21 protein-coding genes and 1 tRNA gene are annotated in these 21831 nt (G+C 70.9%); 15 read left to right on the top strand and 7 right to left on the bottom strand.

All coding sequences use genetic code 11. The annotated features are described in order from the left end of the window. Window positions 1-93: 93 nt before the first annotated feature. The 5 genes from H5368_RS07870 to H5368_RS07850 all read left to right on the top strand — a co-directional run bounded on the left by H5368_RS07870 (window position 94) and on the right by H5368_RS07850 (window position 6088). Window positions 94-1335 carry an efflux RND transporter periplasmic adaptor subunit gene (locus tag H5368_RS07870; RefSeq protein WP_220486514.1) on the top strand — a complete coding sequence of 414 codons (1242 nt, stop codon included), beginning with the start codon at window positions 94-96 and terminating at the stop codon, window positions 1333-1335. Between the two features lie 4 nt (window positions 1336-1339). Beyond that, entirely contained in the window at window positions 1340-2539 is a 1200-nt protein-coding gene (locus tag H5368_RS07865; RefSeq protein ID WP_343203893.1) for an ABC transporter permease, read from the top strand. Beyond that, entirely contained in the window at window positions 2532-3263 is a 732-nt protein-coding gene (locus tag H5368_RS07860) for an ABC transporter ATP-binding protein (RefSeq protein ID WP_182823034.1), read from the top strand. Before H5368_RS07865 ends, H5368_RS07860 begins: the two co-directional genes overlap by 8 nt. Before the next feature lie 72 nt (window positions 3264-3335). Continuing rightward, entirely contained in the window at window positions 3336-4616 is a 1281-nt protein-coding gene (locus tag H5368_RS07855) for an amidohydrolase (protein ID WP_182823032.1), read from the top strand. Then, window positions 4613-6088 carry an MFS transporter gene (locus H5368_RS07850; RefSeq protein ID WP_182823030.1) on the top strand — a complete coding sequence of 492 codons (1476 nt, stop codon included), beginning with the start codon at window positions 4613-4615 and terminating at the stop codon, window positions 6086-6088. The genes H5368_RS07855 and H5368_RS07850 overlap by 4 nt, the downstream gene beginning before the upstream one ends. Before the next feature lie 39 nt (window positions 6089-6127). Here H5368_RS07850 and H5368_RS07845 read toward each other — a convergent pair. Continuing rightward, window positions 6128-6204: transfer RNA gene (locus tag H5368_RS07845), tRNA-Met, on the bottom strand. A 157-nt stretch (window positions 6205-6361) separates the two neighbouring features. Here H5368_RS07845 and H5368_RS07840 point away from each other — a divergent pair. The 3 genes from H5368_RS07840 to bfr all read left to right on the top strand — a co-directional run bounded on the left by H5368_RS07840 (window position 6362) and on the right by bfr (window position 7844). After that, a complete protein-coding gene (locus H5368_RS07840; RefSeq protein ID WP_182823028.1) occupies window positions 6362-6973 on the top strand; it encodes an RNA pyrophosphohydrolase in 612 nt (203 codons plus the stop codon). Window positions 6974-7064: 91 nt separating this feature from the next. Continuing rightward, window positions 7065-7271 (top strand): (2Fe-2S)-binding protein, encoded by a 207-nt coding sequence (locus H5368_RS07835; RefSeq protein WP_182823026.1) that lies wholly within the window; start codon window positions 7065-7067, stop codon window positions 7269-7271. A 102-nt stretch (window positions 7272-7373) separates the two neighbouring features. Then, window positions 7374-7844, top strand: a complete 471-nt coding sequence (bfr, locus tag H5368_RS07830; RefSeq protein ID WP_182823023.1) for a bacterioferritin — start codon at window positions 7374-7376, stop codon at window positions 7842-7844. Window positions 7845-7868: 24 nt separating this feature from the next. Here the strand turns inward: bfr and H5368_RS07825 are convergent, their stop codons facing one another. From H5368_RS07825 to H5368_RS07815, 3 genes are all read right to left on the bottom strand, one after another. Then, window positions 7869-10277 (bottom strand): hybrid sensor histidine kinase/response regulator, encoded by a 2409-nt coding sequence (locus H5368_RS07825; RefSeq protein WP_223878001.1) that lies wholly within the window; start codon window positions 10275-10277, stop codon window positions 7869-7871. A gap of 1 nt (window position 10278) precedes the next feature. Continuing rightward, window positions 10279-12147, bottom strand: a complete 1869-nt coding sequence (locus tag H5368_RS07820; protein WP_343203892.1) for an EAL domain-containing protein — start codon at window positions 12145-12147, stop codon at window positions 10279-10281. Between the two features lie 94 nt (window positions 12148-12241). Beyond that, window positions 12242-12832, bottom strand: a complete 591-nt coding sequence (locus H5368_RS07815; protein ID WP_182823022.1) for a DUF4126 domain-containing protein — start codon at window positions 12830-12832, stop codon at window positions 12242-12244. Between the two features lie 50 nt (window positions 12833-12882). On the opposite strand from H5368_RS07815, the gene H5368_RS07810 reads away from it, so the two are divergent. Genes H5368_RS07810 through H5368_RS07795 form a run of 4 tightly spaced genes read left to right on the top strand, consistent with a single transcriptional unit; the run spans window position 12883 to window position 15825 of the window. Beyond that, window positions 12883-13608, top strand: a complete 726-nt coding sequence (locus H5368_RS07810) for a DUF6776 family protein (protein ID WP_182823020.1) — start codon at window positions 12883-12885, stop codon at window positions 13606-13608. A 31-nt stretch (window positions 13609-13639) separates the two neighbouring features. Further along, window positions 13640-14014, top strand: a complete 375-nt coding sequence (gene erpA / locus H5368_RS07805; protein WP_182823017.1) for an iron-sulfur cluster insertion protein ErpA — start codon at window positions 13640-13642, stop codon at window positions 14012-14014. After that, on the top strand, window positions 14011-14904 hold the full coding sequence (nudC, locus tag H5368_RS07800; RefSeq protein WP_182823015.1) for an NAD(+) diphosphatase: 894 nt from the start codon (window positions 14011-14013) through the stop codon (window positions 14902-14904). Before erpA ends, nudC begins: the two co-directional genes overlap by 4 nt. Window positions 14905-14955: 51 nt before the next feature. Beyond that, window positions 14956-15825, top strand: a complete 870-nt coding sequence (locus H5368_RS07795) for a hypothetical protein (RefSeq protein ID WP_182823013.1) — start codon at window positions 14956-14958, stop codon at window positions 15823-15825. Here H5368_RS07795 and H5368_RS07790 read toward each other — a convergent pair. Together H5368_RS07790 and H5368_RS07785 are read right to left on the bottom strand one after the other, a co-directional pair. Next, the gene (locus H5368_RS07790) at window positions 15822-17732 is read right to left on the bottom strand and encodes an MFS transporter (RefSeq protein WP_182823011.1); all 1911 of its coding nucleotides are present in this window, start codon (window positions 17730-17732) and stop codon (window positions 15822-15824) included. The genes H5368_RS07795 and H5368_RS07790 overlap by 4 nt on opposite strands. 84 nt (window positions 17733-17816) lie before the next feature. Beyond that, window positions 17817-18296 carry a helix-turn-helix domain-containing protein gene (locus H5368_RS07785; protein ID WP_182823009.1) on the bottom strand — a complete coding sequence of 160 codons (480 nt, stop codon included), beginning with the start codon at window positions 18294-18296 and terminating at the stop codon, window positions 17817-17819. A 186-nt stretch (window positions 18297-18482) separates the two neighbouring features. On the opposite strand from H5368_RS07785, the gene H5368_RS07780 reads away from it, so the two are divergent. Genes H5368_RS07780 through H5368_RS07770 form a run of 3 tightly spaced genes read left to right on the top strand, consistent with a single transcriptional unit; the run spans window position 18483 to window position 20554 of the window. Then, on the top strand, window positions 18483-19097 hold the full coding sequence (locus H5368_RS07780; protein ID WP_182823007.1) for a LemA family protein: 615 nt from the start codon (window positions 18483-18485) through the stop codon (window positions 19095-19097). 19 nt (window positions 19098-19116) lie between these two features. Next, window positions 19117-20052, top strand: a complete 936-nt coding sequence (locus H5368_RS07775) for a TPM domain-containing protein (protein ID WP_182823005.1) — start codon at window positions 19117-19119, stop codon at window positions 20050-20052. A gap of 13 nt (window positions 20053-20065) precedes the next feature. After that, on the top strand, window positions 20066-20554 hold the full coding sequence (locus tag H5368_RS07770) for a TPM domain-containing protein (protein ID WP_182823884.1): 489 nt from the start codon (window positions 20066-20068) through the stop codon (window positions 20552-20554). A 31-nt stretch (window positions 20555-20585) separates the two neighbouring features. Here H5368_RS07770 and H5368_RS13600 read toward each other — a convergent pair whose 3' ends face one another. Next, the gene (locus tag H5368_RS13600) at window positions 20586-21821 is read right to left on the bottom strand and encodes a DUF4010 domain-containing protein (protein ID WP_182823002.1); all 1236 of its coding nucleotides are present in this window, start codon (window positions 21819-21821) and stop codon (window positions 20586-20588) included. Window positions 21822-21831: the final 10 nt, after the last annotated feature.

Raw genomic sequence — 21831 nt, 5'->3', positions numbered from 1 at the left:
AGTGCCGGGCGGCCGCGTCGGAACTGCATGCTGGCCGCTGCTGGCGCCTGCAGTGTGTCAGGGTGAAGATCACGTTTTCCCACGGGGATGCCCATGACCGGAACCAGTGCGCGGCACAAATGGCTGTTCGTCGCCGCGGCCGTGGTCGTCGTGCTGGTGCTCCTGTGGGGCCTCGGGCGCCTGCGTGGCCCGGAGCTGCCGGGGTACGAGGTCGTCACCGGCCCGCTGGTGCAGAGCGTGGTCGCCACCGGGCGGGTCGCGGCGCCGTCGCGCGTGCAGGTGGGCGCGGAAATCGCCGGCCTGGTGCTCGAACGCCGGGTGATCGAAGGCGATCGTGTCGCCCCCGGTGACGTGCTGGTGGTGCTGCGTGCGCGGGATCTTGAAGCGCGGCGCGCCGAAGCAAGCGCCGCCCTCGACACCCTGCGCCAGGCGGACCGGCCCGATGCCGAGGCGCGCCTGCGCCAGGCGCGCGCCGGACTTGCCCAGGCCGAGCGCGAACTCGCGCGTCGCCGTGAGCTGGGCCAGCGCCAGCTGGTGGCGCGCGAGAGCGTGGAGCAGGCCGCGCAGGCGGCCGTTGCTGCGCGTGCAGCCGTGGAGCAGGCGCGCGTGGCGGTCGCTGCGCTGAGCGGCGGCGCGCGCGAGGCGCAGGCGCGCGAGCGCCTTGGCGCGGCCGACGCCGATCTGGCGCGCGCAGTGATCCGGGCCACCGTGTCCGGCACCGTGCTCACGCGCGACGTGGAAGCCGGCGACACCGTCAACCCGGGCGATGTGCTGCTCGAGATCGCCCGCGACGCGCCCGGCGAGATCCTGCTGCCGCTTGATGAAAAAAACCTCGCGCGCCTGGCGCTGGGACAACCCGCCACCTGCATCGCCGATGCGTTCCCCGACCGTCCGTTCGCGGCCACCGTGCATCACGTGGCGCCGGGCATCGACCCCTCGCGCGGCACGGTCGACGTGCGCCTGCGCATCGATCCGGCCGCGGACTTCGTGCGCCAGGACATGACCGTCACCGCGACCATCCGCACCGGCAGCCGCGAGGACGCGTTGGCGGTGCCCAACGACGCGCTGCTCGACGCGGATGCCGGCTCGAACCGTGCCAGCGTGCTGCTGGTGCGCGACGGCCGCGTGCAGCGCACGACGGTGCGCATCGGCCTGCGGGGGTTGGCGATGAGCGAAGTCACCGAGGGGCTGCGCGCCGGCGACCACGTGCTGGCCGCCGCTGCGCTCGATGCCGCGGACCTGCCCGGCGATGGCAGCCGCGTGCGTGTCGCCGGCCAGCCGCCGCCCGACAGCGGACACGCCACGCGCGGCGAGCTGCCGGTGAAGTTCGACTGAAGCGGTGTGGATCGAATCCACCATCGCCGTCCGCTTCATGCGCCAGGGCAGGGCGCAGACGCTGCTGATCCTGGTTGGCATCGCGGTGGGCGTGGCGGTGATCGTGTTCGTGACCGCACTCATCGCCGGCCTGCAGGACAACATCGTCGCGCGCACGCTCGGCACGCAGGCGCATATCCGCGTGGAGGCGCCGCGCGAGGCCAACCGCATCGCGCCGGCGCCGGCCGGCACGCTGCAGCTGGTGCTGGAGGATCCGCGCCCGCAGGCGCTGCGTCCGATCAACAACTGGCTCGAGGCACGCGACGTGCTCGACGGCCTTGACGGCGTGGCGGCGGTGTCGCCGGTGGTGTCGGGGCCTGCGTTCGGGCGTCGCGGCGAGGCGGTGGAGTCGGTCGCGCTGGTGGGCATCGACCCGGCGCGCTACCTGCGCGTGATCCCGCTTGACGACAACATGGTGGAAGGGCGCCTCGACGTCGGTTCCGGCAATGCCGTGGTCGGCCGCCAGCTCGCCGAGGACCTTGGCCTGCGCCTGGGCGGCAAGCTCCGGCTCGACGCCGGCGGTGGCCGCGAGGCGATCGTCAACGTGGCCGGGATCTTCGAACTCGGCGTGCGCGAGCTCGACGCGCGCTATGTCTACCTCGACCTGAAGCAGGCGCAGTCGCTGCTCGCGCTGCCCGGTGGCGTGACCGTGATCGACGTGACCGTCGACGACCTGTTCGGCGCCGACCGGGTGGCGTCGCGCGTGCGCGGCCTGACCGGGCTGCAGGCGGAGAGCTGGATGGAGTCCAATGCGCAGCTGATGAACGCGCTCAGCTCGCAGAGCCTGTCCACGAACATGATCAGCTTCTTCGTGGCCATGTCGGTGGCGCTCGGCATCGCCAGCGTGCTGGCGGTGAGCGTGGCCCAGCGCACGCGCGAGATCGGCATCCTGCGCGCGATGGGCACGCGCCGGCGGCAGATGCTGCTGGTGTTCCTGGTGCAGGGCGCGGTGCTCGGGCTGGTCGGCTCGGCACTCGGCGCGCTCGCCGGCTGGGGCCTGGTGGCTGCGTTCAACACCTTCGGCCCGAAACTCTTCACCATCCCGATGCCGGCCGTGCTGGTGCCGGCGGCGATGGCGCTGGCGACCATCGCCGGCGTGGGCGCGGCCCTGGTGCCGGCCTCGCGCGCCTCGCGGCTCGACCCGGTGGAGGCCATCCGTGGCTGACACCCGCGAAGTGCTGCGCCTGGAAGGACTGCGCAAGTCGTACAACATCGGCAAGCCCAATGAAGTCGAGGTGTTGCACGGCATCGACCTGCGCCTGGACAGCGCCGACTTTGCCGCGCTGGTCGGGCCGTCGGGCTCCGGCAAGAGCACGCTGCTCAACCTCATCGGCCTGCTCGACTCGCCGACCGCCGGCGAGCTCTACCTGCGCGGGGAAGCCACGCGCGCGATGGACGACGAGGCGCGCACCGCGCAGCGTGGCCGGCACATCGGCTTCGTGTTCCAGTTCCACCACCTGATCGGCGCGTTCACCGCGCTGGACAACGTGCTGATGCCGTGGATGGTCGCCCACGGCAAGCCCGGCCCGGAAACGGTCGACATGGCCCGCGGCCTGCTGGCCGACGTGGGGCTGGAGAAGTTTGCCGATCGCCATCCCGACCAGCTCTCCGGCGGTCAGCAGCAGCGCGTCGCGATCGCCCGCGCGCTGGTGACGCGCCCGGCATTGCTGCTCGCCGACGAACCCACCGGCAACCTCGACACGAAGACCGCCGCCGAGGTGTTCACGCTGCTGCGCCGCTTCAACGCGCAGTACGGCTGCGCTGTGCTGGTGGTGACCCACGATCCGCGCCTGTCGGAGACCTGCGACCGTACGGTCACCCTGGTCGATGGGCAGGTGGTTTCGGATGAGCGGCGGGCGGCGGCGGGGCGGGCTGCGGACCCGCCCTGACCCTTGTCCGGGCAGGTGTGCGGCGCGCATGGCGGGTGTACGCTCGGCGCACAACCAGGATGGAGGGCAGACATGAACTCCCTGACGGCGGCGCTGGATCGCGTCTACGCGCAGATCGCGCCTGAACTCCTGGAGATCTACAAGGACCTGCACCGGAACCCCGAGCTGTCGATGCAGGAGCATCGCACCGCGGGAATTGCCGCCGACTACATCGGCAAGCTTGGCTACGCGGTCACCCGCGGCGTCGGCGTCACCGGCGTGGTCGGCGTGCTGCGCAACGGCGAAGGGCCCACGGTGATGCTGCGCGCCGACATGGACGCGCTGCCCATGGCCGAGGACACCGGCCTGCCGTACGCGAGCACCGTCACCGCGACTGACACCGAGGGTCGCAGCGTGGGCGTGGCGCATTCCTGCGGCCATGACCTGCACGTGGCCTGGATGCTGGGCGCGGCGCGCGTGCTGGCGGAGCATCGCGATGCCTGGCAAGGGACCGTGTTGATCGTGTTCCAGCCCGGCGAGGAAACCGCGGAAGGTGCCAACGCGATGATCGCGGACTGGGACGCTGCCGGGTTGCCGCGCGCGGACGTGGTGCTGGGCCAGCACGTGATGGTCGGCGCGGCGGGCACGGTGAGTTGGCGCGAAGGCGTGATCCTGTCCGCCGGCGACAGCCTCAAGGTGCAGCTGTTCGGGCGCGGCTCGCACGGCTCGCAACCGCAGACGTCGATCGATCCGGTGGTGATGGCCGCCGCCACCGTGATGCGCCTGCAGACCATCGTCTCGCGCGAGATCGGGCCGCAGGAGAGCGCGGTGCTGACCATCGGCTCGCTGCAGGCCGGCACAAAGGAAAACATCATTCCGGACGATGCCACCATCAAGCTCAACATCCGCACCTACGACGAAGGCGTGCGCGAGCACATGTTGCAGGCGGTCAGGCGCATCTGCTGCGCCGAGTGCGATGCCTCCAACGCGCCACGGCCGCCGGAGTTCACGACACTCAGCAGCTATCCCCTGACCGACAACGACCACGCCGCGACGGCGCGCATCGTCGACGCGTTCCGCGCGCAGTTCGGCGACGCGGTGCTGGAGAGCAAGCGCATGGCCGCCAGCGAGGACTTCAGCGTGTTCGGCCGCACCTGGGGCGTGCCGTATGTGTTCTGGTTCGTCGGCGGCACCGATCCCGAGGTGCATGCGAAGGCGAAGGCGGAAGGCACGCTCAACCGGATTCCAAGCAACCACTCGCCACGGTTCGCACCAGTGCTCGACCCCACCCTGGAGACGGGGCTGCAGGCGATGCTGAGCGCGGCATCGGCGTGGCTGTGTCCAACGGCCAGCACGAAGGGAGATGCCGCATGAGCGCCGTCATGGGAAATGTCCACATCCCGGAGACCGGGTTCCGCGGCAACGACCGCCTGCTGTTCGGAATGATCCTCGGCGTCGTGACCTTCTGGCTGTTCGCCCAGTCCACGCTCAACATCGCGCCGGACATGCAGCGCGACCTCGGTATCTCCGCGGGCACCATGAACAGCGCGGTGGCGATGGCCGCGCTGTTCTCCGGCATCCTGATCGTGGTGATGGGCGGTCTGGCCGACCGCCTCGGCCGCATGCGCATCCTGCGCGTCGGCTTCGTGCTCAGCATCGTCGGCTCGCTGCTGGTCGGGCTGGCGCCGACGGGGGCGTTGGCCGCGCCGATGCTGCTGGGCGGGCGCGCCGTGCAGGGCATGTCGGCGGCCTGCATCATGCCCGCCAGCCTCGCCCTGGTGAAGGCGTACTGGGATGGTGCCGAACGCCAGCGCGCGGTGAGCATGTGGTCGATCGGGTCCTGGGGCGGCGCCGGCCTGGGGTCGCTGTTCGGCGGCCTGATGGCGCAGACGCTGGGCTGGCGCTGGATCTTCTTCTTCTCGGTGGCCGTCGCCCTGCTCGGGCTGTGGCTGGTACGCGGCACGCCTGAAAGCAAGGCGGCTGGCGGCGGTGCCTACCGCTTCGACTTCGCGGGCATCCTGGTCTTCGCCGTGGCCATGCTCGCGCTGCAGGTGGTGGTGACCCAGGGCAGCGCCCTGGGGTGGGGCAGCCCGCTGGTGCTGGGCCTCATCGCCGTTACGGTCATCGCCGGCATCGCGTTTTTCCGCATCGAGTCCGGCAGCGACCATGCCTTCGTCGATTTCCGCCTGTTCGGCAACCGCACCTACACCGGCGCCACCATCTCCAACTTCCTGATCAACGCCACGGTGGGCATGCAGCTGGTGTCGCTGCAGCTGGTGCAGATGGGTGGCGGCATGAGCGCGCAGCAGGCGGGCATGCTGACCCTGGGCTACGCGATCGCGATCATCGGTTTCATCCGCGTCGGCGAGAAGCTGCTGCAGCGGTTCGGTCCGCGCAAGCCGATGGTCTGGGGCTGCCTGATTACCGGCGTGGCGATCGCCTGCCTGATGCCCACGCAGATCATGCTCGACCAGTACCGCATCGTCGCGATCGTCGGCTACACGCTGTTTGGCCTCGGGCTCGCGTTCTACGCCACGCCGTCGACCGACGCGGCGCTGTCGAGCCTGCCCATGGACCAGTCGGGCTCCGGCTCGGGCATCTACAAGATGGCGTCGTCGCTGGGCGCCGCGCTGGGCGTGGCGATCTCGGGCGCGATCTTCGCCGCGCTGGGCGCGACCGACGCCGGCGTGCGCTGGCTGGAGGGCGTGATCACCTTCGCGGGCCGCCAGGACAACCTCGCCATCCGCGAGGCCGCGATGGTGGCGCTGGGCTTCAACCTGCTGATGGTCGCCGTGGCCATCGTCTCGATCCTGCTGACCATTCCGGCGGGCAAGCGGGAGCGCTGAGCGGAACGCAAAAGGCCCCGCGGTGGCGGGGCCTTGCAGTGGTGGCTATGGGTGGACTCGAACCACCGACCCCAGCATTATGAGTGCTGTGCTCTAACCAGCTGAGCTACATAGCCATTCGGCACGCGCACGGGGCGCGGCGAGCCGGGAATTGTCCATGGCCGGCGGGCCGGCGTCAAATCCCCGGGCACTGCGCTTGTTCCCCCGTTCCACCCGTGGCAGAGTCGGTCGCAGTGACGCAGGTTCGCGTCGACCCCTTCAGGAGTCCGCATCGTGATCGATCCGGACGGTTATCGGCCCAATGTCGGCATCATCCTGATGCACCCCGACGGGCGCGTGTTCTGGGCGCGGCGGGTGCGCCGTGATGGCTGGCAGTTCCCGCAGGGCGGAATGAACACCGACGAGACGCCGCTCGAGGCCATGTACCGCGAGCTGCGCGAGGAGACCGGGCTCTTGCCCGACCACGTCGACGTTGCCGGGGTGACGCCGGGCTGGCTGCGCTACCGCCTGCCCCCGCGGGCGATCCGCCGCAACGACCGCATGGTGTGCATCGGCCAGAAGCAGGTCTGGTACCTGCTGCGTTTCACCGGCAACGAGGCCGACCTGCGCCTGGACCTGACCGAGAAACCCGAGTTCGACCACTGGTGCTGGGTCGATTTCTGGTACCCGCTGGAGCACGTGGTCAACTTCAAGCGCGGGGTCTACGAACGCGCGCTGCAGCACCTGGCACCGTTCGCACGGCAGATCGCGGGCATGCAGGCGGTGCCGAGCGTCAGTCTGGAGGCGACGCGCAGCCGGGCGCGGCAGCGGCCGCAGCGCACGCGGCCGGGCCCCGCGCGGCTGGCTGCGGACGGCATGAAGGGACCGGACGGCGGCGTTCGCTGAACCCGTTGGCGCCACGGCGACCAGCGGTATTGACAATCATTCTCATGTGCAAAGACAATGGGAACCAGTCCCATCTGCCAGTGAGCCCGCCGTGTACGTCTGTGTCTGCAATGGCGTGACCGACCACGATATCCGCCAGGCGGCCGCTTCCGGCTGCAGCGGCATGACCGAACTCACCATGCGCACCGGTTGCGGCGCGAGCTGCGGGTCGTGCGTCGAGACCGCGATGGGACTCCTCGATCAGGAAGCCCGCGCCCGCGACGCCACGCGCGCGCTGCCATTCGCCCAGGCTGCCTGACCCTACCCTCCCGCGCGGGCGGGATGAGCACGATTCGCGTTCCGCCACGCACACGGTGATGGCGATACAGTCCCGGTGACTCATTACTGCCGGAGACATCCCATGCAAGGCGACGCACAGGTCATCAAGTACCTGAACGAGGCGCTCTTCAACGAGCTGACCGCGATCAACCAGTATTTCCTGCACGCCAAGATGCTCAAGAACTGGGGCATCCAGGAGCTCGCCAAGCACGAGTACGAGGAATCGATCGACGAGATGAAGCACGCCGATCGCCTCGCGGACCGCATCCTGTTCCTCGAAGGCCTGCCCAATTTCCAGGCGCTGGGCAAGCTGCGCATCGGCGAGAACCCGCGCGAGATCCTCGAATGCGACCTCGCGCTCGAACTCGACGGCCTGCCGCTGCTGCGCACCGCGATCGAGTACTGCGAGAGCATCAAGGACTACACCAGCGGACGCCTGTTCAAGGACATCCTCGATTCCGAGGAAGAGCATGTCGACTGGATCGAGACCCAGCTCGACCTGATCAAGCGCATCGGCGAGCAGAACTACCTGCAGTCGAAGATGGGCGGCTGAGCCTGCCCATCGGATCCGACGCCGTCAGGCCTGTGCCGGCGCCCAGGCCTTGAGCGCAATGCGCGCGCGCGTGAACTCGTTGGCCACCAGCGCCACGGCTACGGCCGGGCGTTGCAGCGAGCGCTCGCGGGCACCCAGTTCCACGCGCTTGGCGGCCGCCGACAGCGACATCGCGCCGAGGTTGGCGCTGGACGACTTGAGGGAATGCGCGGCGTCGCGCAGGCCGTCATAGTCGGGACCGATGGCGGCGTTTTCCATGGCGGCGACCAGCCTGGGCGTGTCATCGAGGAACACCTCGATGAGGCGCTCCACCTCGCTGCCCAGCATGGCGCGCAGCTCTTCGAGGATCTCGTTGTCGATGACCGGCGGTTGCGGCGTGGCATGCGGCACGGCCGGGGGCACCGCAACACCCCCAGCGGGCGCGGCGGGCGCCACCGCGAGCTCTTCGACGGGAGGATCCGCCGCCGCGGCCGGTGCCGGCCCGATGGCTTCGCCGCTCAGCGGGTCCACCTGGTAGAACGCCATCTGCGGCGCGGCCGCGGCCGCCTGTTCCGGCGACCACCAGCGGTGCAGCGCACGCTCCAGCTCGCTGCGCGTGACCGGCTTGGCCAGGTAGTCGTCCATGCCGGCGTCCAGGCACTTCTGCCGGTCGCCGGCCATGGCGTTGGCGGTCATGGCGATGATCGGCACGCGGCGCCCGTCGTTCACGGCGTCCTCGCCTTCGCGCCAGCGGCGCGTGGCGGTGTAGCCGTCCATCACCGGCATCTGGCAGTCCATCAGCACGATGTCGTAGCGCGATGCCGACATGCGCATCAGCGCCGCCTCGCCGTTGCTGGCGGTGTCGCAGGTGATGCCGAGCACGGACAGCAGGCGCTGGCCGACCATCAGGTTGACCGGGTTGTCCTCGACCAGCAGCACGCGTGCCGCGCGGACGGGCAATGAGGGCGTTTGCAGGCTGGCGCGGGTGTCCATGGCAGGCTCTCTGGCGATGACCGATGTCTGCGTGACCGGGCTGCCGATGAGGGCGGCGCGGAGATCGGCATCGGGGGCCTGCCGGCTGAGGAGGGTGACGCTGCGCTGCAGCTCGTCGGGCACGGCATCGTCGCCGTACAGGCACACCAGCTTGAGGTCGCCGTAGACCGCCTGGCGGCCGAGATTGCGGTACAGGGCCACCGCGGTGCTGCGCATGCCGGCGAGATCGGCCAGCACCAGCGAGTACGCCCAGGGCGCACCCTGCGTGGCGGCGGTGCGCAGCCGTTCCAGTGCTTCCTGGGTGTTTTCCACCGAGCTCACCCGCAGGCCCCAGTTGGGCAGCAGCATGGACAGGCGCAGGCGCAGGCGCGGGTCGGCGCTGAGCAGCAGCAGGCGGCCGCCGGAGGAGGTGTCCTCCGCCAGCGACGGCATGTCGCCCTGCGCCTTGAGCAGCGGGATCTCGAACCAGAACGTGGCGCCCTGGCCGGTCTCGGACTCGACGCCTATGCGCCCGCCCATCAGGTCGACGATGCGCTTGGAGATCGCCAGCCCCAGGCCGGTGCCGCCGTACAGGCGGGTGGTGGATGCGTCGGCCTGGTTGAATGCCTGGAACAGCCGCGACTGCGCGGCGGATGCGATGCCGATGCCGGTGTCGCGGACTTCGAAACGCAACTGGTGTTGCGCGGCGCTCTCGCCGATGCGGCGCACCGTGACCGACACCGAGCCGCGCTCGGTGAACTTCACCGCGTTGCTGACCAGGTTGCCCAGTACCTGGCGCAGGCGCACCGGGTCACCGCGCACCGCCAGGCGCACCGCCGGCTCGATGTGCAGCGTCATGCGCAGCGCCTTGCCGAGCGCCGGGCGCTCCATCAGCTGCATGACGCTTTCCAGCAGTTCGCGCAGGTTGAAGGCGGTGCTCTCCAGCTCGAGCTTGTCCGCCTCGAGCTTGGAGTAGTCGAGGATGTCGTCGACGATGCGCAGCATCTGCTGCGACGAGGTGTAGGCGGTGCGCACCAGTTCGCCGTGGTCGGCCGCGAGTTGTGCGTGCATCAGCAGGTCGAGCATGGGCACGATGCCGTTGAGCGGGGTGCGGATCTCGTGGCTCATCGTGGCCAGGAACTCGCCCTTGGCCATCACCGCCGATTCCGCCGCCTGCTTGGCCTGGCGCAGCTGCTGCTCGAGCTGCGTGTGGCGCTCGACTTCGGCCTGCAGCTGTGCGAGCAGGGTCTCGTCACGCCGCGCACGCTCCTCGACCTCTTCGATCTCCTGGTCGCGTTTGCGCAGCACGATGATGGTGGCGATCACCGCGAACACCGCCAGCAGGGCCAGCACCAGCGCCGCGTGCTGCCACGGGCCGGCCAGGCCGATGATGTCCAGCACCAGCGTCAACGCCGCGCCCGCGGCGGCGCCCAGGGCGAGCCAGCGCATCATCAGGGCGGAAGGACGCGTGCGTTGGATCATGTCAGAGCACCGAATGGTGGAAGTCGAAGTCCATCCCGTCCGCGGCCTGCTGCACCAGGTTGCCCTGGATGTAGTCCACGCCGCTCATCCACAGGGTCGCGGCCGCCTGCGGGTCCTCGACCTGCGGGCCGATGACCTGCAGACCGAGGCGATGCGCGCGTTCGATGGCGTTGCGCATCTCGTCGCGCACGGCGGTGTCGTCGAGGCGGCTCGAGTAGCGTGCCGCCAGGCGCACGAAGCCCAGCGGCAGCTGGGTGAGCAGCGCATCGGCCTCGCGGCTGGCGTGGTACTGGCTCAGGCAGAGCTGGATGCCGGCCGGCACCATGGCGGCGCAGAACTCCTTGAGCGCCAGGGTGTGGATCAGCGCCTCGTCCTGGCGGACGTCGATCACCAGGCTGCCGCCGCCGCCGCCGTGCGCGGCCAGGGTTTCGATGACGTGGTCGGCATAGCGCTCGCGCGCCAGCGTGCGCGCCGACTGCGAGACGAACAGCCGCACCGGCCGGCTCATCGCGCTGCGCGTGTGCAGCACCTCCACGGCCAGCTCCAGCACGCGGCGGTCGACCTCGTGCATCAGGTCGGCGGCGTCGGCGGCGGGCAGGAACTCCGCCGCGGCGTGCAGCCGCCCATCCCCGTCGCGCATGCGCAGCAGGGTCTGGTACTGCGCAGCGTCACCGCCGGCCACCGCGACCACCGGCTGGAACGCCAGCTCGAAGCGGTTGTCGAGCAGGGCCTGGCGCACCGACTCCACCACGGCCTGGTCGTGGTTGCGCTGCGGCGGCGGCTGGAACCCGGCGATCGCGGCGGGCAGCGCGCGGGCCTCGCGCAGCGCGCGTTCGGCGGCGGCCAGCGCGCTGCTGGCGTCGCCATAGGCATGCGAGAGCGTGGTGTAGCCGACGAAGGCCTGCAGGCGGACCGTTTCCTCGCCGACCGGGAACAGGTGGCGACCCAGCACATCGCGCAGGATGCGTGCGGTCTCGGGCAGCTGCCCGGCGGGGAGGACCGCGGCGTGGATCAGGTAGATGCTGTCGCTGAGGCGCGACACGGCGTTGCCGCTGATGGCCTGGGCGATGCGCCCGCCGGCATCGGTCAGCAGCTGTTCCAGGCCCGCGTACCCGTAGCGGTCGCGCAGCGCGCCGATGCCGGCGACCTCGAGCATGAAGATCGCGCCCTGGCCATCACCGGGGATCGCGGAATTCAGCAGTTGCAACATGTGCGAGCGGGTGAACAGCCCGGTCACCGGGTGGCGCGCACCGCCGTTGCGCTGCTGCGCCAGCATGCGCGCGCGCCGCACCCGGCTCTGCACCGCGGCGATCAGGTGGCGCGGACGCACCGGCTTGGTCAGGAAGTCGTCGGCACCGACCTCGAGCACCTCGAACTGGCGTTCGGGGTCGGGATCGCCGGTGAGGAACACGATCGGCACGTGGCCGTGCACGTCATGGCCGCGGATCAGGTTGGTGAGTTCCACGCCGTCCATGCCGGGCATGTGCAGGTCCATCAGCACCAGGTCGGGGCGGAAGCTCTCCAGCGACGCCATGACCTCGCTGGCCACCGAGACCACCGTGGCCTCCATGCCGGCACCGCCGAGCACGCTCTCGGCGAACAGGCCCTGGCTGATGTCGTCCTCGACCACGAGCACGCGGTAGGGCGCCTCGACGCTGCCGTCCGCGCCTACTTTCGGCTGCGGTGCGGGCAGCGGCTCGACGGCCGGGGCGTCGACGGCGGCGGCGAGCGGCGCGCCGGCATCGCCACACCAGCGGCGCCAGTACTGCGCGGGCGGAAACTCCGCGCGCACCCCCGCCGCATGCGCGCGCGGCAGGGCCGCCAGGTCGCGCGCCGTGCTGTTGTCGATGCCGGGTGCTGCGTTCGCCACGTTGCTCGATCCCCCAAACGGGGTCGACGCCTCGCGCCCCCCGGCCGTCAAGCCTACAACGAACGCGTGCCCGGATCGCTGCGGGCCGTCGCAGTCACGCGCCGGGCGGGGTGGCGTGCGGTGGCCGGCGGCGGAACAGGCGCCGCCAGACCCACCACAGCGCCAGCGCCAGCAGCGCGCTGATCAGGCCCGCCAGTCCCAGGGCCAGCCACGGGTAGGCGAGGGCAAGGCCCATCAGCCCGACCACCGCCACGTCTTCCGCGGCCGATGCGCCCCAGTTGCTGAGCGGTTCCGGCGATGTATTGATCAGTGCGCGGCTGCCGGCCTTCAGCACGTGGCTGCCAAGCGCGACCCCGGCCCCGGTGGCGAGCATGCCGGTGGACAGGTCGCCGTCAGGCGACAGCGCGGCGGCCGCCAGGAAGGCGCCTGCCGGCACGCGGGCGAGGGTCTGCAGCAGGTCCCATGCGGAGTCCACCCCGGGGATCTTGTCGGCGAAGAACTCGACCAGCGCCAGCACGCCGGAGATGCCCATCACCCACGGCGAGGTGGTGACCTCGAGTGCCTGCGGCAGGTCGAGCCAGCCGAGCGCGCCGGCCACGCCCACGCCGAACACCGTCATGTACACGCGGATGCCGGCAAGCCAGGCCAGCAGCACGCCGATTGCGAACAGCTGGGCTTCGGACATCGCGCATCTCCCCGAGGGTGGTACGCCGCGGAGTATAGGGGCCTTGCGCCATGGCCGAGGACCCGCGCTACCATGCGCCGATGCCCGATTCGCAGCTCCCGGAACATCCGCACCCACGCGCGCATCTCGCGCTGCTGATCCTGCTGGCCGCGGCGCTGCTGTTCGGCCTGTGGGGCGTGTGGACGGTGGTGGGCGCGCGCGGCGGCGAGGCGGCGACGGTCGGCTCGGAACTCGATGGCCTGCGCCAGCAGGTCGCCACCCTGGCGCGTTCCGACCAGGTCAGCCGCGAGGCCAACCAGGACCTGCAGGGCACCCTCGCAGAGCGCGACGAGGAGGTCTCCGCGCTGCGCGCCGACGTCGCCTTCTACGAGCGCCTGGTCGGTTCCACCAGCCAGCGCCGCGGCCTGACCGTGCATGGCCTGCGCCTGCAGCCGCAGGGAGAGGGGGCCTGGCACTTCACCGCCACCCTCACCCAGACCCTCAACCGCGCCGCGGTCAGCCGCGGGCGGCTGACGCTCGCGGTGGAAGGCTCGCGCAACGGCAGCCTGGAGCGGCTCGAGTGGAGCGACCTGCGCCCGCAGGACGATGCGATGGGCGCGGAGTATTCATTCAAGTACTTCCAGCAGCTGGAGGGCGACATCCTGTTGCCCGAGGGGTTCACCCCGCTGCGCGTGCACGTGCGCCTCGCGCCGGTCGGGGCGCCCGCGGTCGACGGGTCCTTCCCGTGGGCGGACGCGGCGGGCGACGTGGCACCGCGTTCCAGCCCCGACGCTTGAAGCGGGGGGCCGTGCCCCCCATCCTGTCCGCATGGACACCATCATCGATCTGGCCGCCCCCGATTACCTGGGGCTGGACCGTCCGCTCCATTTCACGCCCGCCGCTGCCGCCAAGGTCCGCGAGCTGATCAGCGAAGAAGGCAACCCGGCGCTGAAGCTGCGCGTGTATATCCAGGGCGGCGGCTGCTCCGGCTTCCAGTACGGCTTCGAGTTCGACGAGACCCGTGGCGAGGACGACCTGGCGGTGGACACCGACGGCGTCACCCTGCTGGTCGACCCGCTCAGCCTGCAGTACCTGATGGGCGCGGCGGTGGATTACAGCGAAAGCCTGCATGGCGCGCAGTTCACCATCCGCAACCCGAATGCCAAGTCGACCTGCGGCTGCGGCAGCAGCTTCACGACATGACCGAGCGGCGCCGGGCGCCGTTCGCCTTCATCGACGCACCGCTCGACCGCGCCGAACACCTCCGTGACGATCCCGCCGCCCTCGCGCGCCTGTGGGCGGATGGCCGCGTGCTGGTGGTGGACGCCGATGGCCGCGCCTGGTCGGACGACCAGGGGCAGCTGCTGGCGCCGCCGTGCGCAAGCCTCGGCGCGATGCCTACCGATGCGCTGTTCCTCGGCCTGCGTGGCGAGGAAGGCTGGTTTGCCCTTCCGGCCACCTCGGCGGTGGAATCCGGCGAGCCGCCGGGCGTCGACCTGCGCACCGCGGCCGGCCAGTGGCCCGGCTTCGAAGCCACCGCATTCGCGCAGGCGCGCGCGGTGCTGCACTGGCGCGCGCGCCACCGCCATTGCGGCGCCTGTGGCACGACGCTCGCCTTCGCCCGCGCCGGCTGGCTGGGCCGCTGCCCGGGCTGCGCGCTGGAACACTACCCGCGCACCGATCCGGCAGTGATCGTGGCGGTCAGCGATGGCGCGCGGCTGCTGCTCGGGCGCAGCCCGGGCTGGCCACCGCGTCGCTATTCGGTGCTGGCGGGCTTCGTGGAGCCGGGCGAATCACTGGAGCAGACCGTGGTGCGCGAAGTCTTCGAGGAGAGCGCGGTGCGCGTGCGCGCCTGCCGCTACCTGGGCTCGCAGCCGTGGCCGTTCCCGTCGTCACTGATGCTCGGCTTCGCGGCCGACGCCCGGCCGGACGTTCCGCGCTGCAACGACGAGCTCGAGGACGCACGCTGGTTCGGGCGCGACGAGGTCGGCGCCGCGCTGCGCGGCGAGTCCGGTGATGACGGCCTGCTGCTGTCGCCGTCGATCTCGATCTCGCGCTGGCTGATCGAGGACTGGTACGCCGGCACCGGCTGAGCCACGCGACAGGCCACGCGCGCCCGCCATGGCTGCGGCTAGAATCGGCGCATGTTCTCCACCCTCTTTGCCGTCGTGATCGCACTGGCGATCGGCCACGGAGCACCCGCATTCGCCGCCGCCATGCGTGACGACGGCTGGTACCAGGCGTGGCTGCGCTGGCTGGACGGCCGTTTCCCGGGCGACAGCTTCTGGCGTGGCCCCGGTGGCGTGCTGCTCGCGCTGCTGCCGCCGCTGCTGGTGGTCGCGTTGCTGCAGCTGCTGCTGCGCGACGTGGTGTTCGGGCTGCCCTCCCTGCTGTTCGGCGTGGCGCTGCTGTTCTACGCCTGGGGGCCGCGCGATCTGGATCGCGATGTCGACGTGATCATCGACGCCCCCGATCCCACGGCCCGCTCCGTGGCGCTCGCGCTGCTGAGGCCACCGGCGGCGGCCGGCGCCGCCGATGCCGGCGACCCGGTGGGCCGGGTGTTCTCCGCCGCGCTGCGGCGCTGGTTCGGGGTGCTGTTCTGGTTCCTGCTGCTCGGGCCGGCAGGCGCGCTGCTGTACCGCCTGGCGGCGATCGCCGCCGAAGGCGAACCCGCGCTCTACCTGCCCGCCGGCTTCGTCGACGGCGCGCGCCGCCTGCTGGCGCTGCTCGACTGGCCGGCGGCGCAGCTGATGGCGCTGTCGCTGGCGCTGGTCGGCAATTTCGACGTGGTGGTCGGCGCGTGGAAGGCGGGTGGCGGTGCGCGGTTCACGCTGGATGCCGGGTTCCTCGCCGCCGTGGGGCGCGCCAGCGTGCGCCACGAGCTGGAGGAAGACGGCATGCAGGACGCCGCGCTGCCACAGGCGCTGCGCGACGCGATGTCGCTGGTGTGGCGCATCCTGCTCGCGTGGCTGGCGCTGCTGGCGCTGTTCGTGGTCGCCGGCTGGGTGAACTAGGCGGCGTCGCCGCGCAACGTGCGCACCTGCGCCTCGAGCGAGGCCGCCGTGGCGTCCTGGCCCGCGACCGGCGCCTGGGCCATCACCGCGACATGGGCGCGGAAGCGGCGCGGCACGCGCATGCGGTCCAGCAGGCCGCCCTCGGCCGCGGCGCCGCGGCGGCTCCACATGCTGGCCCACATGCCGCGCAGCGCCATCGGCACCACCGGCACCGGTCGCCGCGCCAGGATGCGCTCGACTCCCGACTTGAACGGCGCGATGGCGCCATCCCGCGTCAGGCGGCCCTCGGGGAAGATCAGCACCAGTTCGCCGTCGGCCAGCGCGGCATCGATGGCGTCGAAGGCGCGTTCCATCATCGCCAGGTCCTCGCGCGGGCTGGCGATCGGGATCGCGCCGGCGGCGCGGAAGATCCAGCGCATCACAGGGATCTGGAAGATCCGGTAGTACATGACGAACCGCACCGGGCGCGGGATGCTCGCCGCCAGGATCAGCGCATCCATGTAGCTGACGTGGTTGCACACCAGCAGCGCCGGGCCCTCGTCGGGCACGTGGCGTTCGATGCCGTGCAGCTCCAGCCGATACAGCGTGCGCACCAGCAGCCAGCTGACGAAGCGCATCGCGAACTCGGGCACGATGGTGAAGATCCACGTGGCGACCACCAGGTTGGCGATCGCCAGCGCCAGGAACACCTGCGGAATGCTCCAGCCGAGCACCTGCTGCAGCGCCAGGCCAATGACTGCCGCGGCGACGATGAAGGCCGAGTTCTGGATGTTGAGCCCGGCGAACACGCGTGCCATCTCGTGATTGGGCGTGCGGCTCTGCACCAGCGCGAACAGCGGCACGATGAACAGGCCGCAGGAGAAGCCGATGCCGGTCAGGTCGAACGCGATGCGCCAGCCGTTGTCGCCGGCGAGGAAGCCGGCGATGTCGAGTCCGGCCTGCGGTGCCAGCCCGCTGCGCGCGAAGTACAGGTCCAGCATGAAGGCACTGATGCCCAGCGCACCGAGCGGCACCAGGCCGATCTCGACGGTGCGCGCGGAGAGCTTCTCGCACAGCAGCGAGCCGGTGCCGACGCCGATCGAGAACAGCGCCAGGCCGAAGATGTAGAGGCTGGTCGAGCGCTCGGCTGCGCCGAGGTGCAGTTCGGCATAGTTGGGCAATTGTGCGGTCAGGACCGTGCCCACGAACCAGAACCAGGACACGCCCAGGATCGCGTTGCGCACCGCCGGCGTGCGCCGGGTGAGCTTCCAGATGCGCACCGATTCCGGCACCGGGTTCCAGTTGACCTGGAGGTCAGGCGCGCCGGCGTCGACACGCGGGATCATGCGCGCCACCAGGTTGCCGATGACCGCCAGCGCGACCACCGAGGCGGCCGCGGCCTCCGGCCCCCAGCTGCCCGCCACCTGGAAGACCAGCCCGCCATAGATCATGCCGGCGAGGATCGACAGCGACGTGCCCATCTCCACCAGGCCGTTGCCGCCGGTGAGTTCCTCGGGTTTCAGCACCGCCGGCAGGATCGAATACTTCACCGGCCCGAACAGCGTCGACTGCATGCCGGTCGCGAACAGCGCCACCAGCAGCAGCGGCATGCTGCCCATCAGGAAGCCCACGCCGGCCAGCGACATGATCACGATCTCCATCGCCGTGGTGATGCGGATCAGGCGCTGCTTCTCGAGTTTCTCGGCGAACTGCCCGGCGATCGCAGAAAACAGGAAATAGGGCGCGATGAACAGTGCCGGCGCGAGGTTGGTGTAGAGCGTACGCTGGTCGCTGTCGACGCCGAGATGGAACAGCAGGCCGATGATCGCCTGCCGGTACACGTTGTCGTTGAAGGCGCCGAGCGCCTGCACGCCGAAGTAGGGCAGGAAGCGGCGCTGGGTGAGCAGTGCGAACTGGCTGTGGCGCATGCGGCCCCCGGTCGAGTGGCCGTGAGACTAGCAGACCGGTTGCGGGCTGCGGACGACAGGCAGCGATACCTGCCGTCCGGTATGTCAGGCGTTCGCGGCCTTCTTCGCGCGCGGCTTGGCCTTCGCCTTGGGCGCGGTGGACAGCGCCTCGAGTCGCGCCTGCGCTTCGCGCTTGCCGAGCGAACGCAGCGGCACGATGCCCGCGACCTGGGTGGCGCGGGGAATGGTCTTGCCGTTTTCCCAGTTGTAGACGGACTGCGCACTGGCGCCGGCCAGCTTGGCGAAGTCGGCGGCGGACAGGTCTAGGCGCGCGCGCAGCGACTTCAAACCCTTGGCTGAAAAGCGCGACGAGGTCGCGTCGTCGGCGTCGCCGGAGGTATCGACGGCCTGCTTGCCGCCCGACTTCTTCAACTGCCGCGACAGCACGGCCACCTGGCGCTTGAGTTCGGCGATGTCGCGGCGATAACTGCTGCTGGCCTTGCGCAGGGCATCGGTCTGCGCCTTCATTTCCTTGCGGGCAAGGCGCGAGATTTCGGACTTCAGGGTCGACGCGAGGTTGGACACCGGCAATACCTTGTTCGGGGGATTCGCGAGTTTAGCGACAAACCCGGAAATATCCACGCAAGGGTATGGGGACGGTATGGCCAGGGTATGTCGCCGGTATCCCGCCGTGGCGATCGCGGCGGCCTTCATCGGGCCTTTCGCTGCCCGGTGCTGGAATGCGCGCCACAGACCCATGGGAGCGGGGCAATGCGCTACATCCTGTTAATGGTGCTGGCCGTCATGTTGAGCGGCTGCGGCTACAACCAGATCCAGCAGAAGGACGAAGCGGTCGACGCCGGCTGGTCGGAGGTGCTCAACCAGTACAAGCGGCGCGCGGACCTGGTTCCCAACCTGGTATCCACGGTGAAAGGCTACGCCGCGCACGAGCAGCAGGTATTGACCGCGGTGACCGAGGCGCGCGCCAAGGTCGGCGAGGTCAACGTCAATGCCGACGACCCTGCTTCGCTGCAGCAGTTCCAGCAGGCACAGGGTGAGCTGTCGAGCGCACTGTCGCGGCTGATGGTGGTGGTGGAGAACTATCCCAACCTCAAGGCCGACCAGGGGTTCCTCAACCTGCAGACGCAGCTGGAGGGCACGGAGAACCGGATCACCGTGGCTCGCGGCCGCTACATCCAGCTGGTGCAGGACTACAACACCTACATCCGCTCGTTCCCGCAGAACCTGGTCGCCAAGATGTTCGGCCACAAGGTCCGCCCCAACTTCGAGGTCGAGAACGAACGCGAGCTCCAGGACGCGCCGGCGGTCGACTTCGGCGCGGCGGCGGACCGCGCGCCGCAGCCCATGTTGCAGCTGGCGGCCTGAGCGGACGCCGGGCGCCAGGATGCGCATGCGCGCCGTGCTGACGGGCCGGTGGTGGCCGGCGCTGGTGCTGGCCTGCGCGCTGGCGTGGCTGCCGTTGCCGCAGGCGCGCGCGCAGGAACTGGCCGCGGTCCCGGCGCTGGACTCGCCGGTGGTCGACGCCACCGGCACCCTCGATGCCGCGCAGCGCGCGCAGCTGGAACGCCAGGCGCTGGAGCTGCAGCAGCGCAAGGGCAGCCAGCTGCAGGTGCTGGTGGTCGCCAGCACGCAGCCGGAATCGATCGAGCAGTACACGCAGCGCGTGTTCGACCAATGGCGGCCGGGACGCAAGGGCGTCGACGACGCGGTGCTGGTGGTGGTGGCGAAGGATGATCGCCGCGTACGCATCCAGCCCGGCTACGGCCTGGAGGGTGCGATACCCGATATCACCGCCGGGCGGATCATCCAGGAATACATGGCACCCAGGTTCCGCGCCGGCGATTACGGCGGCGGGATCATCGATGCCACCGCGGTGCTGGTGCGCCTGATCGATGGCGAGCCGTTGCCGGAACCGATCGCCAGCCACCGCGAAGGCGGTGGTGGTGGCGGCAGCGGCAGCTGGCTCGGCGCGCTGTTCGCCGCGTTCGTGGTCGCGACCATCGTGCGCGGCGTGTTCGGGCGCGCACCGGCCGTCCTGCGCGGCCTGTTCACCGGCGGTGCCGCCGGCACCGCGGCCTGGCTGCTTTCGGCCGCGCTGGGGCTGGGTGGCGTGGCGGCGGTGATCGGCTTCCTGTTCGGCCTGTCGAAGGCGTCCGCTGGCCGTTACGTACGCCACGGCGGCTGGGGCGGGTTTGGCGGCGGTGGCTGGGGTGGCGGCGGTTTCGGTGGCGGCGGTGGCGGATTCGGCGGTGGAGGTGGCGGTGGCTGGTCCGGCGGTGGCGGCATGAGCGGGGGCGGTGGTGCCTCGGGGAGCTGGTGAGATGGCGACCGTGATGCGCCTGCTGCGGCACCTGTTCGCGCCGACCGCCCACGGCGTGTTTCCCGCCGACAGCCTGCAACGGATCGCGGAGGCCGTGGCGGAGGGCGAACGGCGCCATCGCGGCGAAGTGTGTTTCGCGGTGGAGCCTGCACTGCCGGCGTTGCGCGTGGTCCAAGGCGTCACCGCGCGCGCGCGCGCGAGCGAGGTTTTCGCCGAGCTGCGCGTGTGGGACACGCAGGCCAACAACGGCGTACTGGTCTACCTGCTGCTGGCCGACCACCGGATCGAGATCGTCGCCGATCGCGGCCTCGACGGGCTGGTCACCGATGGCCAATGGCGCGAGGCATGCGCGCGGATGGAGGAACGCCTCCGCGCCGGCGAACACGAAGCCGCCGCGCTCGCCGGCGTCGGCGCGGTCTCCGGCCTCCTCGCACGACACTTCCCGCGCGTGGCCGGGGACATCGACGAGAACGAACTGCCCGATCTCCCGCGGCTGCTGTGAGCCACGCCCGGCGCGACATCGCGCCGCACGGTCAGGCGGGCGCCAGCCATGCGCCGGCGGCGGCCAGCACCACCATCAGCACCAGCCCACCGCCCGTGATGCGGCCATAGCGCGCCCCGCCGCTGGCGAAGGCCAGCACCAGCTTGGTCAGCGCCGACGCCGCGAGCAGGCCGGCCACGCCCCAGCGCGCCTGCGCATGCGGCAGTCCGCCGATCTCGGCCAACCGCGCGATGGTGGCCCCCGCGGCCTGCAGTTCGGCCAGCGCGGCGACCGTCGCGCCGATCAGCGCGCCGGCATCGCCGAAGCTGCGCCGCAGGGCCTCGGCGGCGAGCATGACCGCGGCAATCAGCAGCGCGATGCCGATCGCGTGGCTGAGGCGGAAGGCCCGCGCCTGTGGCGCCTCGGCGGCAGGCGAGTCGCCGCGCGTCCGATGCAGGCCGGTGGCGGCGACCAGCAGCAGGCCGATCGCGGCACCACCGAGCGGCCACGCCGCCGTGCGCAGGAAGCCCGGCGACACGGCGCCGATCACCGCGGCCAGCAGCAGCACCGAGGCCAGGTTGGAGAGCAGCGCGGCGGCGGCGGCCTCCGTCGCCAGGCGCGGCTGGTCACGCGCCAGGCGGCCGTAGCTGGCAACGGCCGCGGTGGAGGAGGCGAATCCGGAGAAGAAACCGGCAACAGGCAGTCCGCGGCGTGCGCCGACCGCGCGCAGTGCGACGTGCCCGACCATGCCCACCGCCAGCACCAGCACCACGATCCGCCACAGCATCGCCGGCTGCAGCACGCCCCAGGGATCGAGTGGTACGTCGGGAAGCAGCGGCAACACCACCAGCGCGGCGGCCGCCAGCAGCAGGCCGTCCTTCATCTCGCGTTCGCTGATCAGTTCGCGGCTCAGGCGCCGCAGCGGATCCTTGGCCCAGAGCAGCACCGCCACCACCACGCCGAGGCCGGCGGCGAGTGACGGCGATTCCCGCGTCAGCCCGGCGAGCGCCACGGTGAGCAGCATCGCCACCTCGCCGGTGAGGCCCGGATCCTGGTCACGCGTGCGCACGTAGGCGGCATGCGCCAGCAGGGCGACCGCCAGCAGCACTGCGACATACGCGGCGGTGCCGAAGCCGTAGGCGATCGCGCCCAGCAGCGCCAGCAGCGCATGGGTACGGACGCCGGCGACGCTCGAACCGTCGACGTGCGCACGCTCGCGCACCGCACCGATCAGCAGGCCGATGCCGAGCGCGGCGCTGAGCGCGCGGACCACCTCGTTCCAGTCCACCGCGTCGCGC

Origin of the sequence: Luteimonas sp. MC1782 (assembly GCF_014164605.1) — a bacterium.
Classification (GTDB): Bacteria; Pseudomonadota; Gammaproteobacteria; order Xanthomonadales; family Xanthomonadaceae; genus Luteimonas.
This window is presented reverse-complemented; position numbering and strand designations above follow the sequence as displayed.